Source organism: Haloarcula regularis (assembly GCF_029338315.1).
GTDB lineage: Archaea > Halobacteriota > Halobacteria > Halobacteriales > Haloarculaceae > Haloarcula > Haloarcula regularis.
Genome location: NZ_CP119794.1, coordinates 1,299,052 through 1,310,874, shown reverse-complemented (window position 1 = coordinate 1,310,874; position 11,823 = coordinate 1,299,052). Strand labels below are relative to the sequence as shown.

Below are 11,823 nucleotides of genomic sequence, written 5' to 3'. Positions count from 1 at the left end.
TATTTCTTCCCACGTGACAGTTGTTGTGGACGACTATGGCTGGTGGGGACTCGATGGGCAGGGGGACAGCGGGCGGTGGCCCGGGCGAGCAGGACGCGGGGGCCGCCCTCGAGCGGACCAGACCGCTCGAACTTCGCGAGGACGACGAGGAGTGGGTCCTCTGTGCCTACCGGGAGGGGCCGGCCACGCCCATCTCGACGCACGAGGCCCGCATCGGCGGGGTGCGAGCGGGTCGGGAGACGATGGACGACGACGGTCACCCGTGTCTGCTCCAGTGGGGCGCCACGGACCGCCTGGGCAACGTCTACTGGAACCCGCTGTACGAGCGACTCGAAGTCAGGTACGACGACCTGCTCGAGGCCTGGGCCGTCGTCCCGGCCGAGGGCCACGTCCTCTTCGAGACGGCCCCGGCGAAGCAGCGAGCCTGCTCGCTGGGACGGTCGGTCCAGCACGCGTACCACTTCAAGCACCTCGAGGTGTACTCCCCCGACGACGAGCGCCAGCAGGTCGTCGACCACCGGTTCGTCGAGGACCCGCCCGCCGCACCCGCCAGCGCTGGCGTTGCGGACGACCCGGAGCAATCGACTGACGGCGACGCCGGCCCAACCGACGGGTCACCGGACGACGACTCGCCGACCCCGGCGCAGGTCCTCGACGCGGCCATCGCGGACCTCTCTGCGGTCACCGACGTCGACACGTCGGGCCCGGTCCACCGCTACCGGGCGACCGACGCGGACGACGAACCGGTCGAGATCGCGACCCTGTCGCCGGCCTTTACGAGCGACCGGTCGGTGATGACCGCGTTCATGTCGGCGGTCACCGACTGGGAGACCATCGCGGACGCGGCCCACGTCACGGCGGTCCGCGACGTCGGCATCGGCCCGGCCCCGTGGGTCGCCTACCCCGCGGGCGAGGGGACGCTCGTGGACCACGTCGCGGACCTCTCGATGCGCCAGCGACTGCGCGTCGTCTGTGACCTCGCGTCGGCGCTCGACATCGCGACCCGATACGACCTCCCGCGCCGGGGCATCCGCCCGGAGACCGTCTGTCTCGTGGCACGCGGCGACGAGATGCGGGCGACGCTGTCGGACTGGGGGCTCCAGTGGGCGGTGACCGATGCCGTCGGCGAGCAGCTGGTCACGCCCTACACGGCCCGAGCAGCTGGACGGTGAGACGACGCCGACGACGGGCACCTACCAGCTGGGCGCGCTCGCGTACCGGTTGCTGGTCGACCGGGCGCCCTTCGAGGCGGACGTCGACCTGGCGGCGGCCATCCGGGAGGGCGACCTCACGCCCCCGGGCCAGGTGAACCAGGCCGCGTCGCCACTCGACGACGTGCTGGCCCGGGCGATGGAACCGGAGCCACGGGACCGGTACACCAGCGCGACGGCGTTCCGGGACCGGCTGGTCGACGCGTTCCGGTAGCCGTCAGTCCCGGCCGTGGCGGGTCACGCAGGTCGAGAGCCCGATGAGCTCGACCGGTTCGGAGTTGTCCGGCGAGTAGACGACCCGCTGGCCTTTCTCCATGTAGGGCACCTTCGACTCTAAGTTCGACGGGATGTTGACCGCCTTGATGGCGTCCTCGTCGCCCAGGTTCAGGACCATCGTCGTGTTGATCTGCTTGAACACGGGGTCGGCGATGTCCTGGGGGTCCTGCGTGATGAGATACAGGCCCAGGCGCTCCTTGCGACCCTGTTTGGCGGCCTCGGTGAACTTCCCGATGACCTTCCGGGCCTGGACGCTGTCGGCGTCGGTCAGGAAGTTGTGGGCCTCGTCCATCCCCACCACCAGGGGCGTCTCCTTGATGCGGTCGTAGGTCGGATCGTTCGAGAGCTTCTGGTCGATGAGGAGGCTCGAGACGGCCAGCACGACGGTCGAGGCCGTCCGCGAGTCGGTGATGTGGTAGGTCGGGATGACCGTGAGCCCGCCGTCCCGGACCAGCTGGGGTATCTGGTCGGTGATCGGCCGGGCGTCCTGGTCGAAGACGGCGTCGAACCCGCGCACCCGGCGTTTGACGGCGTCGAAGGTGGCCTCGTGGACGTCGCCGGCCTCGTGGAGTTCCTCCTTCATCGCGGGGTCCGAGAGGAAGGTCTTGAAGTCGTCGTAGGTCCCGCTCGACCCGTACTGGCGCCGGAACCGCGGGAGCAGCGTGTTGACGAGCGCGCCGTACTGGTTGTCGTTGAGCGCCGACCCGGCGATGAGCCAGGGGTTCTCGTAGACCAGCGAGAACGGGACGGTGAACTCGACCTGCTCGGCGCCGTGGTGGCTGGCGCTGTAGTCGGCGCCGGCCACCTTCGGGACGAACGCGATGGTGTCGTCGTAGCCGCCGTGGGCGACGCCCTCGCGCTCGCAGCGGCGCGCGAACTCGTCGGTCATCGCCGGATTGTCGTCGTGCATCTGGGCGTACTCGTCCTGGGGGTCGAACTGGACCACCGCGAGCTCGGGGGTGCGGCCGTCGCCCATCTCGTAGGTCCGCCCGAGGTACTGGCGAAGGACGTTCTTCGAACTGTGGGTCTTGCCCGACCCCGTCCCGCCGGCGACGAGCGTGTGCCGGAAGACCAGCGGGTCGCCCGCGTCGTAGTCGTCCTTCAGGCGGTAGTCGATGGTCGGCGGTTCGGCCGCCGTCCGGACCTTCTCGCCGCCGACCGAGAGGTGCCCCAGGAAGACGCCGTCTTCGGGAATCTTCAGCCCGGTCTTTATCTCGGTCTTGTCGGTGGCCTCCCGGACCACCGTCTCGGGCTTGGGCACGCGGTCGGTCATCCGGCGCTTGAGCTCGCCGCCGTCGGTGTACAGCACCGCGACGGGGTCGAGCTCGGCGATGAACTTGAAGTCCTGCTCGTCGATGCCCTGCTCGCGCATCGCCCGGCGAGCGTGGATCTCGGTGGCGTCGTCGGCCCGGAACTCCTGGGCGTACTCTAAGGCGGTGATGCGACAGAACAGGCGCTCGCCGTCGGGGTAGGGGACCAGCAGGTACTTGCCGATGCGGACGGCCGAGCGGTTCGCGGCGGTGACGTAGGCCCGGAGGCAGGTCTCGTCGGCCTCCTCGCTGATGCGGAGGCCGCCGGCCGCCGAGAGGACGCCGAGGCCGGCGTCCGGGGCCACCGGGTCGGTGTCCATCTGCTCGAAGGTGTCGTCTGTCGAGTCGACGCTCGTCGCGGCTGTGGCGGACTCACCGACGGGGTCGCCGTCGTCGGCCGGGTCCTCCCCGGCGTCGTCGGCGCTGAAGTCGGTGAAGTCCCCGAGGTCGGACATACCGGGGCGGACGGCGCCGAGCGACAAACCGCTTTCCCCACCGGAGCGGAAGTGAAACCTTACGCCGGTGGGCCCCCGACTCCCCTCACATGGACGGGTTGCGGGTGATGACGTTCAACGTGCGATACGACACGGCCTCCGACGGGCGCGACGCCTGGCCCCACCGGCGCCGCCTCGTCGCCAGTACCGTCCGGTTTCACGGGCCGGACGTCGTCGGCATCCAGGAAGCGATGGCCCACCAGATGCGCGAACTGGAGGAGCTGCTGCCCGGCTACGACTGGGTGGGCGACCCGCGGGACTCTGTCGCGGCGGGCGGCGAACACACCGCCGTCGGGGTCCGGACCGACCGGTTCGAATGCGTGGCGACGGAGACGTTCTGGCTCTCGGAGACCCCGGAGACGCCCGGCAGCGTCGGCTGGGACGCCCGCTACCCCCGCGTCGCCACCCACGCCCGCCTGCAGGACCGCCGGTCGGACCAGCGCCTCCTCGTCCTCAACACCCACCTGGACCACGAGGGCGAACGGGCTCGACGGGCGGGCATCGAGCTCGTCCTCGACCGGTTCGACGCCGCGGTCGGAGCCGACCCCGGCCTGGTGATGGGCGATTTCAACTGCGTCGTCGGCGACCCGGCCCACGCCGCCGCCGTCGACCACGAACTCCCCGACGGGCGGCGCCTGTTTGACACCCGCGGCCTCGCGACCCACCGCCACGGCCCGACGACGACCCGGTCGGACTTCCACGACCTCCTCCCGGACATGGGCATCGACCACGTCTTCGTCACCGGCGAGTTCGACGTCGCCACGCACGCCGTCTGCACGGACCGGGACGACGACCACTACGCGTCGGACCACTTCCCGGTGGTCGTCGACTGCACGCTGTAGCGCCCGCCTCTCCCCTTCGTGTGGTGTGTTCCCGCAGCGCACGGGCCGCGAGGCAAAAACGGTTTCGGAGGGACCCTTTTGCCGCTGGGCCGCCTACCGTCTGGCATGTTGCTCATCCGAGGAAACGCCGGCGGGACCGGCCTCACCGGCACGCTGTTCGAACCTGGCGAAGAACCCCCGTCGTTCAAGGGGCACCCGACGAGGGGGCGCCGTACGTCTGGGTCTGTGACGCCTTCTACGAGGTCGAGAGCGGCGGGAGCACCCAGCAGATCGGCGACCGCGAACTGCGGGTCGCCTTCGAGTCGCCGATGCCCCGCGGCTTCGAGACCCGCGAGGCCGCCATCGAGGCCGCGAAGGACCACGTCAGGACGCAGTTCGCGCGCGTCGGCGTCGACGCGGCCGACGTCGAGATCACGGTCCTCCAGGCCGGCGAAGCCCACTGAGTCAGAACGCTTCCGAGACCGCGCCCCACCGCTCGTCGTCGTACGCTTTCTCCCGGTCGGTGTCGAACTCCCGCTCGATGCGCCGCGTGAGCTCTTCGCTCCCCTGGCGGTCGATTCGTGCCAGTTCGTCGGCCTTGGCCACGGCCAGGGGCGGTCCCCGTTCGGCCGCCACGTCGTGGAGCACCTGCCTGGTCAGTCGCTCCCGGCGCTCCGGGTCGCGCGTGAACGCGTACGGCGCCTCGACGCGGAAGACCAGGTCGGTCCGCGGGTCGTACAGGGCAAAGAAGGTCACTTCGTAAGCCTCGGCGTCGAGCGACCGCTCGACGCCCAGCGCGTCGCCCCCGGCGGCCATCACGCCGTCGGTCCCGCCCCGCGAGACGAACCAGTTGGTGAAGGTCAGACAGTCCCGCGCGAGGTCCCCGTCGTCGGTCCGCCGTTCCAGCACACGACGGAAGAAGGAGGCGTCGTTGACCCAGGGAGCAGCCGTCTTGCGACGGACGGCCCGGGTGAGCGTCTTCGCGGCGGAGTTCTTGACGAACCCGACCAGCGGGACGTCCCGCTCGACGAACCGTTCGACGAGCTCGACGTAGTTGCCCACGACGGTCTTTGGCCGATCGTCCTCGGCCAGTAGGTCCGCCACTCGGCGTCGCGCTCGGCCCACCGGAGGAGCCCAGTTGGGTAGATGGGCCCGTCGAGGACGAATAGGTCCTCGACCACGTCGGCGTTCGTCAGCGCGTGCCGGCTCTCGGCCAGGTACAGCGCCAGCGCGTGGACGACCCGCTGTTCGTACCGGTCGACCTGTGGCACCTCCAGCACCCGACGGCGGGCAAAGCCCCGGTCGTCCGCCCGCCAGTCGCCGTCGAACTGCACCGTCGAGTCGTTCGTGTGGACGGCCATGATGATGGTCCGGGCGCGGTGCAGGTCGACGTCCGAGGGGACGGCGCTCATCGCGGCCTGTGCGACGTCCAGGACGAGTCCGTTCTTGAACGTCGTCGGGTTGATGGTCCCCGAGTCCAGGCCGTGCTGGGTGGGATACGGGGGCTCCTCCAGCGCGACATCCTCGATGGGCACCTTCCGGCGGCGCTGCTCGTCGAGCGGTGCCAGCACCTCCGTCCCGTCCGCCCAGAGCGGGTCCAGGAAGTTTTCCCAGACGTCCTCGGCGACGGCTCCCTGGTCGCTCGTCTCGACGGTCCTGCCCACCTGTCCCGCGAGCTGGGCGATGCCGTCGACGTGGACCGGGTCGAGTGTCATGTCCGTGGATTCGCCGGGCGTGGCATAACTCTGGTGGGGCACAACAGTTAGGGGCTTGCTGGCGGTAGGCCGGCACGTGTCGCCCCGTCGGAACCCGTCTCCGTCCGTGCCGAGGTGTCGCTGATGGTCCTGTTCGACGCTCTCTTCGTCGCCGTGGCCGTCGTGGCGCTGTGGTTCGGTGCCGACCAGTTTGTCACCGGCGCCGCCCGCGTCGCGAAACGCCTCGGCGTCCCGGGGCTGGTCATCGGGCTCACCGTCGTCGCCTTCGGGACCTCCGCCCCCGAGTTCGCGGTCACCTTGGACGCCGCGTTCGCCGGCCGCCCGGACATCTCCGTCGCCAACGTCGTCGGGTCAAACGTCCTCAACCTCGGGTTCATCCTCGGCGGCGTCGCGCTCGTCCAGGCGCTTGCCACCTCGCGGACGCTCGTCCGCCGGGACGCGCTCTTGCTCATCGTCGCGACGGGACTCCTGCTCGTGTTCGTCGGCGACGGCCGCCTGAGCCGGCCGGAGGGAGCGCTCCTCTTTGCGATACTGGTTGGCTATCTCGTCGTCCTCGTGCGTCTGGGAAGCGAACGCGTCACGGCGCCGCCGGACGAGTCGTTCGGCTGGCTCGACGCCGGCCGTCTGGTCGGCGGCCTGGCGCTGGTCGTCGGTGGCGGCCACCTGCTCGTCCTCTCGGCGGTGGACATCGCGGAGGCACTGGGCGTCTCCCAGTGGGTCATCGGGCTCACCGTCGTCGCCGCCGGCACGTCGCTGCCGGAGTTCGCCACCTCGCTGGCGGCGGCCAGGCAGGGCCGGATGGGGCTCTCGGCGGGCAACCTCGTCGGGAGTTCGCTGTTCAACGTGCTGGGCGTCCTCGGCCTGGCGGCGATCGTCCAACCGCTGCCCGTCGAGGCCGTCGGCGTCGAGTCGACGGCGTGGCTGCTCGGGACGGTGGTGCTGGTGGCGGTGCTGTTCTACACCGACGAGACGCTCACGCGCCTGGAGGGCGGGATACTGGTCGCGCTCAACGTCGTCAACTGGGCGCTGAGTCTGCTGTGACTACTCCTTGCCGGACTCCTCGCGGAGCAGGCGCTGGACCGCCTCGGCGATCTCCTCGTAGGAACTCATCGAGAGCCCGTCTGTCGTGATGAGCACGCCCTGGCGCTCCGTGGTCACCCGGAGCAAGTAGCCGTTCTCGAAGGCCCGGACCGTGAACTTGTACTCGCCGAGTTCCGACTCCTGGTAGGCGTTCTTGGTCTGCTTGTAACCCTGCCACTCGTGGCCGACGAACTCGTTTAAGTCGGCGTCGCGTTCGAGGTCCTCCCGCAGGTAGAGCTGCTCGAAGTTCGCCCGGGTGAAGTACGTCACAGAGCGCAGCGAGTCCCCGGTGGCCGTCCGGGCCGTCGTGACGATGCTGTCGGCGAGGTCCTCCGTGAGGATGTTCCGGGTCATGCCTGGACCGAGACGGCCCACCCTCTTAACGTCCCGGTTACCCCACCATTTTTCACACGTCGGTCTGCCCGCCGGTCGGCCCGCCGTCGGAGAGTTCTACGGCGCGGTGCCGCCCTCGATGAGTTTCTCGGCCAGCATCGGGACGAACGTGCCGACGTCGGTGACCATCCCAACGGCCTGGGCGGACCCGCGGTCGAGCAGCTGGGTGACCGTCGCGGGGTTGATGTCGACACAGACGACCCGGGTGGTCGAGGGCAGGCAGTTGCCCACCGCGACCGAGTGTAGCAGCGTCGAGAGCATCAGCACCATGTCGGCCTCGTGGGCCTGCTCGCGGATGGCGTTCTGGGCCTCGATGGCGTCGGTGATGGTGTCCGGGAGCGGACCGTCGTCGCGGATCGACCCCGCGAGCACGAACGGGCGGTCGTTTTCGATGCACTCGTACATCACCCCGGACTCGATGGTGCCGGACTCGACGGCGGCCGCGATCGAGCCCTCGCGGATGACCTCGCTGATGGCGTAGATGTGGTGCTTGTGGCCGTGGCGAGGGTGGTCGAGGCTCTCGGTGTCCATCCCCAGCGAGGTGCCGTAGAGGTCCCGCTCGATGTCGTGGACGGCGAAGCCGTTGCCGGCCGAGAGCATGTCGACGTACCCCTCGCGGACCAGGCGCGCGAGGTCCTCGCGAGCGCCCGTGTGGATGACCGCCGGGCCACAGACGGCCAGGACCGTCCCGCCTGCCCGCTTGGTCTCTCGGATGGCCGTGGCGATATTCTCGATGGTCGTCTCGGAGGGGCGCTCGGAGGAGACGCCGCCGCGCATGAACCCGAAGGCGCCGCCGGAATCCCGGGGCCGCGACGGCGGTTCGACCTTGATGCCCATCTCGCCGGTGACGATGCGGTCGCCCGCCTCGACGGCGTTGAGGACCTTCGTGTACGCCCGCGGCCCCTCGCTGTCCTCGACGACGACCGCACAGTCCATCTCCATGTGCTCGACCTCGAGCCACTCGCCCTCGTAGCGGACGAACGTCGGGTGGTTGGTCGTCGAGTAAAAGCCCTCGGGGACGACCTGATCGGCCGGCGCGGATTCGAGTTGCACGTCCTTGGGGTTTGCGGGGTTGGCCCCGTTCTGGTGGAGCTCGTGGACGATGGTCTGGAGCGTCGCCGCGTCCTCGGCCTCGACGAGGAGGCGCGCGTAGGACTCCTCGTCCTTGTGGCGGCCGATGTCGAACGCCTCGACGGTAAAGGAGCCGCCGAGGTCCATGATGATGCCGAAACAGGCGCCCATCGTCCCGGAGTCGATGATGTGTCCCTGGAGCTCGACCTCGCGTGAGACTGTCATACCCACAGTGAGGCGTCTCCCGGGTAAGACGATTTGGGCACCGCGTGATACCGCAAGGCCCCGACGACTCAGGCCTCCTGGACCGACCGGTCGACGGTCCAAGAGACTCCCGCGTCGGTCCCCCGAAGACGGTCGTAGAATCGTCTGAGGCCGTCAGATTCCGTCGTGGGCAGGACGTGCAGCCGGACGGTCCCGTCGCGCACGGAGACCCGGAACACGTCCGTCGTCTCCTCGTCGCGGACCAGCCACAGCGGCATCGGCAGGTCGTGGAAGTCGCCGTAGCGGTACGGCCCGTCGGCGAGGATTCCGGCGACGACGGCGGCGAGGTCGGCGGTGGCCTGCTCGCTGTTCGGGACGAGTTCGAACGTCGTGCCGCCCTCGTACTCGACGCCGCTCCCGTGGGGGTAACGCCGCTCCGGGCGTCGCGGGATCGAGAAGGACGGCTCCGACGTCATGGCGCTGTGTGCCACGCTTGGGCGCCATCCGATTTAAACTCGCGGGCGACCCTGGCTCTCGCCCGGGTCGCCTGGCTACTCGGACCAACGGAAGGCGAGACTGTACATCCGCCCGGTGGACGCCGCGCCGACGTCCGCGGCGACGCGATCGGCCGCCCGTTCGAGCGGGGCGCCCAGGTCGTCCGGGAGCCGGCCCGCCGCCTCGCAGGCCGCTCGGGTATGGGCCGACAGGTGGCTCTCGGTCCAGGGGACCGGGTCCAGCAGCGTCCGCTCCCGGTCGAACGACCAGCCGTGCCCCTCGAATACGCGTTTGAGCAGGGCAGCGGGGTAGAATGTCAGCGCTGGCCGACCGTCGGCGAGTTCGCTTGCGGCGTTCTCGACGGCAAAGAGGCGTCGGACCGCCGCGTCCTCGGGGAGCGGGTCGTAATCGTCGACAACGAGGTGACTCCCGGGCGCGGCGACCCGCGTGAGTTCCGCCGCGACATCCTCCAGCGCGGCGGGGTCGAGGAGATTACAGAGTCCGTGCGCGGAGACCAGCTCCACCGAGTCCGGGCGGAGCGGCGTCGCCCGGAGGTCGGCCCGGACGACGTCAACCCGGTCGTCGTCGCCACAGCGCCGCTGGACGGCTGCTGCGTGGTCGGCGTCGTCGGTGACGGCGTAGACGCGGCCTGCACCCGACTCGAGCAGGCCGGCTGTCGTGTTGCCGACGCCGGCGCCGGCCTCCAGGCAGACCTGGCCCTCGACCGGCCGGTCGGCGAGTGCGGCCCTGACTGTCTCGGGGACGCCCGTGCCCAGTGTCGACCCGGGCACGGGTCAGTGGTGCAGTTGCTCGGGCACCGGGCTGTCGTCGTGGCGGGCGGCCTCCACGACGGAGCGCTGGGTGGCCTCGTCCATCCCGTCGTAGCGGTCGGCGGCGTCAAGCACCATCGAGACCAGCTTCGGGTCGCCCGGCGAGACGACGCTGGTCAGGCCCCGGGCGGCCGCGAAGTCGAAGCGCTCGCGGATCTCGTCGGGGCGGGCGACCGGTTCGTACCAGTTCGCGAACGGCCGGTCCTCCTCGTAGCGTTCGGACTCGGGCGGCCACGGCCCCTTCGCGAAGGCCTTGATGCCGAGCGTGCCGACGTCGTGCTCCTCGGCCAGTTCCAGAACGCCCTCGTAGTCGTGTTCGGCGTCCCCCTTCGCGGCGACGACGGGATTCAGCGGGAACATCACCGTCTCCAGGTCGTCGATGCGCTCGATGGCCGCCTTGATGAGGTCCGGATCGCCGTGGCTCGTCAGGCCGATGTGGTCGACGAGCCCCTCGTCTCTGGCGTCGCGGACGGCCGCCAGGGCGCCGTCCTCGGCGGTGATCGCCTCGAGTTCCGACTCGTACTCGAGGCCGTGGACCTGGTAGAGGTCGATCTTCTCGATGCCCATGCGGGTGAGCGACAGGTCCAGCTTTCCGGCGGGCGCCGTCGTAGTCGCGCTCCTGGGTCTTGCAGCCGAGAAATATGTCGTCGCGGTACTGGCGGAGCTTCGGTCCGAGTTTCAGCTCCGCGTCGCCGTAGGTCGGCGCGACGTCGAAGTGGTTGACGCCGTAGTCCAGCACGTGCTCGACCATCTGGTTGGCGCCCTCCTGTTCGAGCCAGTTCAGGGCGATGGTGCCGAAGGTCACGACGGTACTCTCGTGTCCGGTGGCACCGAGTGGGCGGGTCTCCATATCGGGAGGTCGACCCGGACGCGCAAACTGTTGGTCCCCGGCGTGGGTTTTTGCTCCGCGCGCCCCTCTCCTCGCGTATGTGTGGCCGCTACAGCCTGTTCGCCCCACCCGCCGACGTTGAGGCGCGGTTCGACGCCACGTTCGCCTTCGACTTCGAGCCCCGGTACAACGCGGCGCCGAGCCAGTCGCTGCCCGTCGTCGCCAGCGAGGCCGACGACACCATCCAGCGCATGGAGTGGGGCCTGGTCCCGTCGTGGGCCGACGACCGCTCGGACCACGGCTACATCAACGCTCGCGCGGAGACGCTCTCGCGGAAGCGGTCCTTTGCCGACGCCTACGCGTCCCGGCGCTGTCTCGTCCCGGCCGACGGCTTCTACGAGTGGGTGAGCGAGGAGGGCGGGAAACAGCCGTACCGCGTCTGTCTGCCGGACGACGCGCCCTTCGCGATGGCCGGGCTCTACGAGCGGTGGGAACCGCCACAGCGCCAGACCGGCCTCGGCGAGTTCGGCGGGAGCGGCGCCGGCGGCGGCCAGGACGACGTCGTGGAGACGTTCACCATCGTCACCACCGACCCGAACGAGGCGGTCGCCGACCTCCACCACCGGATGGCCGTCGTCCTGGACCCGGACGAGGAGGAAACCTGGCTCCACGGGTCGGTCGACGAGGCGGCCCAGCTGCTGGACCCCTACGACGGGCCGATGCGGACCTACCCCGTCTCGACGGCGGTCAACAGTCCCGCCAACGACTCGCCGGACCTCATCGAGGTGGTGGACAGCTGAACGCACTGGACCAACGACGTCGCTGTCGGACTCTCCAACCTGAGGAGTGGACTGACCGAACCTGACGCGCGAACGTCGCCGGGGAGAAACACCGCGGCACCGGGGCTATTCGCTCGGACTGTTCCGCCGGTTGAACTGGTACACCATCGCCCACAGCGTCTCCTCCTGGGACTTCCCCAGCGAGGCCGCTTCGAGTTGGCGGTACAGGCCGTCTGATACGGTTATCTCGGGCATCGACTGTATCGAGGTGCGGAATATATGTAAACTTATTGATACTCGGAGGTGAGTAAATCG

11 protein-coding genes and 3 pseudogenes are annotated in these 11,823 nt (G+C 69.7%); 6 read left to right on the top strand and 8 right to left on the bottom strand.

Annotated features, from left to right (window positions below; translation table 11 throughout):
• The first annotated feature begins 53 nt into the window (after positions 1-53).
• Positions 54-1,172, top strand: a complete 1,119-nt coding sequence (locus P1N55_RS07130) for a hypothetical protein (RefSeq protein ID WP_276278239.1) — start codon at positions 54-56, stop codon at positions 1,170-1,172.
• Positions 1,117-1,425 (top strand): protein kinase family protein, encoded by a 309-nt coding sequence (locus tag P1N55_RS07125; protein WP_276278238.1) that lies wholly within the window; start codon positions 1,117-1,119, stop codon positions 1,423-1,425. Before P1N55_RS07130 ends, P1N55_RS07125 begins: the two co-directional genes overlap by 56 nt.
• 3 nt (positions 1,426-1,428) lie before the next feature.
• Here the strand turns inward: P1N55_RS07125 and P1N55_RS07120 are convergent, their stop codons facing one another.
• A complete protein-coding gene (locus P1N55_RS07120; protein WP_276278237.1) occupies positions 1,429-3,252 on the bottom strand; it encodes an ATP-binding protein in 1,824 nt (607 codons plus the stop codon).
• A gap of 89 nt (positions 3,253-3,341) precedes the next feature.
• Here P1N55_RS07120 and P1N55_RS07115 point away from each other — a divergent pair, with 89 nt between their 5' ends.
• Both P1N55_RS07115 and P1N55_RS07110 read left to right on the top strand, forming a co-directional pair.
• On the top strand, positions 3,342-4,133 hold the full coding sequence (locus P1N55_RS07115) for an endonuclease/exonuclease/phosphatase family protein (protein ID WP_276278236.1): 792 nt from the start codon (positions 3,342-3,344) through the stop codon (positions 4,131-4,133).
• A 105-nt stretch (positions 4,134-4,238) separates the two neighbouring features.
• A pseudogene (locus P1N55_RS07110) lies at positions 4,239-4,576 on the top strand (DUF7113 family protein).
• 1 nt (position 4,577) lies between these two features.
• On the opposite strand, the pseudogene P1N55_RS07105 reads toward P1N55_RS07110, so the two are convergent.
• A pseudogene (locus tag P1N55_RS07105) lies at positions 4,578-5,827 on the bottom strand (DNA double-strand break repair nuclease NurA).
• A gap of 123 nt (positions 5,828-5,950) precedes the next feature.
• On the opposite strand from P1N55_RS07105, the gene P1N55_RS07100 reads away from it, so the two are divergent.
• Positions 5,951-6,868, top strand: a complete 918-nt coding sequence (locus tag P1N55_RS07100; protein ID WP_276278235.1) for a sodium:calcium antiporter — start codon at positions 5,951-5,953, stop codon at positions 6,866-6,868.
• On the opposite strand, the gene P1N55_RS07095 is transcribed toward P1N55_RS07100, so the two are convergent.
• The 5 genes and pseudogenes from P1N55_RS07095 to P1N55_RS07075 form a co-directional block, all read right to left on the bottom strand.
• Positions 6,869-7,261: a DUF7522 family protein gene (locus P1N55_RS07095; protein WP_276278234.1), complete on the bottom strand. Its 393-nt coding sequence runs from the start codon at positions 7,259-7,261 to the stop codon at positions 6,869-6,871. It lies immediately after the preceding gene.
• Between the two features lie 96 nt (positions 7,262-7,357).
• On the bottom strand, positions 7,358-8,596 hold the full coding sequence (locus tag P1N55_RS07090) for an ornithine cyclodeaminase, nickel-pincer nucleotide-dependent (RefSeq protein ID WP_276278233.1): 1,239 nt from the start codon (positions 8,594-8,596) through the stop codon (positions 7,358-7,360).
• Positions 8,597-8,664: 68 nt separating this feature from the next.
• The gene (locus P1N55_RS07085; protein ID WP_276278232.1) at positions 8,665-9,051 is read right to left on the bottom strand and encodes a hypothetical protein; all 387 of its coding nucleotides are present in this window, start codon (positions 9,049-9,051) and stop codon (positions 8,665-8,667) included.
• Positions 9,052-9,126: 75 nt separating this feature from the next.
• Positions 9,127-9,861 carry a class I SAM-dependent methyltransferase gene (locus P1N55_RS07080; RefSeq protein WP_276278231.1) on the bottom strand — a complete coding sequence of 245 codons (735 nt, stop codon included), beginning with the start codon at positions 9,859-9,861 and terminating at the stop codon, positions 9,127-9,129.
• Positions 9,862-9,864: 3 nt separating this feature from the next.
• Positions 9,865-10,750, bottom strand: a pseudogene (locus tag P1N55_RS07075) (aldo/keto reductase).
• A gap of 77 nt (positions 10,751-10,827) precedes the next feature.
• On the opposite strand from P1N55_RS07075, the gene P1N55_RS07065 reads away from it, so the two are divergent.
• Entirely contained in the window at positions 10,828-11,529 is a 702-nt protein-coding gene (locus P1N55_RS07065) for an SOS response-associated peptidase (protein WP_276278229.1), read from the top strand.
• Positions 11,530-11,634: 105 nt separating this feature from the next.
• Here the strand turns inward: P1N55_RS07065 and P1N55_RS07060 are convergent, their stop codons facing one another.
• Positions 11,635-11,763 (bottom strand): hypothetical protein, encoded by a 129-nt coding sequence (locus P1N55_RS07060; protein WP_276278228.1) that lies wholly within the window; start codon positions 11,761-11,763, stop codon positions 11,635-11,637.
• Positions 11,764-11,823 lie beyond the last annotated feature (60 nt).

Excerpts from the sequence above, each read along its gene's own strand:
- P1N55_RS07120 (WP_276278237.1), bottom strand. The coding sequence starts at position 3,252 with ATGTCCGACCTCGGGGACTTCACCGACTTCAGCGCCGACGACGCCGGG.
- P1N55_RS07065 (WP_276278229.1), top strand. The coding sequence starts at position 10,828 with ATGTGTGGCCGCTACAGCCTGTTCGCCCCACCCGCCGACGTTGAGGCG.
- P1N55_RS07090 (WP_276278233.1), bottom strand. The coding sequence starts at position 8,596 with ATGACAGTCTCACGCGAGGTCGAGCTCCAGGGACACATCATCGACTCC.
- P1N55_RS07100 (WP_276278235.1), top strand. The coding sequence starts at position 5,951 with ATGGTCCTGTTCGACGCTCTCTTCGTCGCCGTGGCCGTCGTGGCGCTG.
- P1N55_RS07115 (WP_276278236.1), top strand. The coding sequence starts at position 3,342 with ATGGACGGGTTGCGGGTGATGACGTTCAACGTGCGATACGACACGGCC.
- P1N55_RS07095 (WP_276278234.1), bottom strand. The coding sequence starts at position 7,261 with ATGACCCGGAACATCCTCACGGAGGACCTCGCCGACAGCATCGTCACG.
- P1N55_RS07130 (WP_276278239.1), top strand. The coding sequence starts at position 54 with ATGGGCAGGGGGACAGCGGGCGGTGGCCCGGGCGAGCAGGACGCGGGG.
- P1N55_RS07085 (WP_276278232.1), bottom strand. The coding sequence starts at position 9,051 with ATGACGTCGGAGCCGTCCTTCTCGATCCCGCGACGCCCGGAGCGGCGT.
- P1N55_RS07125 (WP_276278238.1), top strand. The coding sequence starts at position 1,117 with ATGCCGTCGGCGAGCAGCTGGTCACGCCCTACACGGCCCGAGCAGCTG.
- P1N55_RS07060 (WP_276278228.1), bottom strand. The coding sequence starts at position 11,763 with ATGCCCGAGATAACCGTATCAGACGGCCTGTACCGCCAACTCGAAGCG.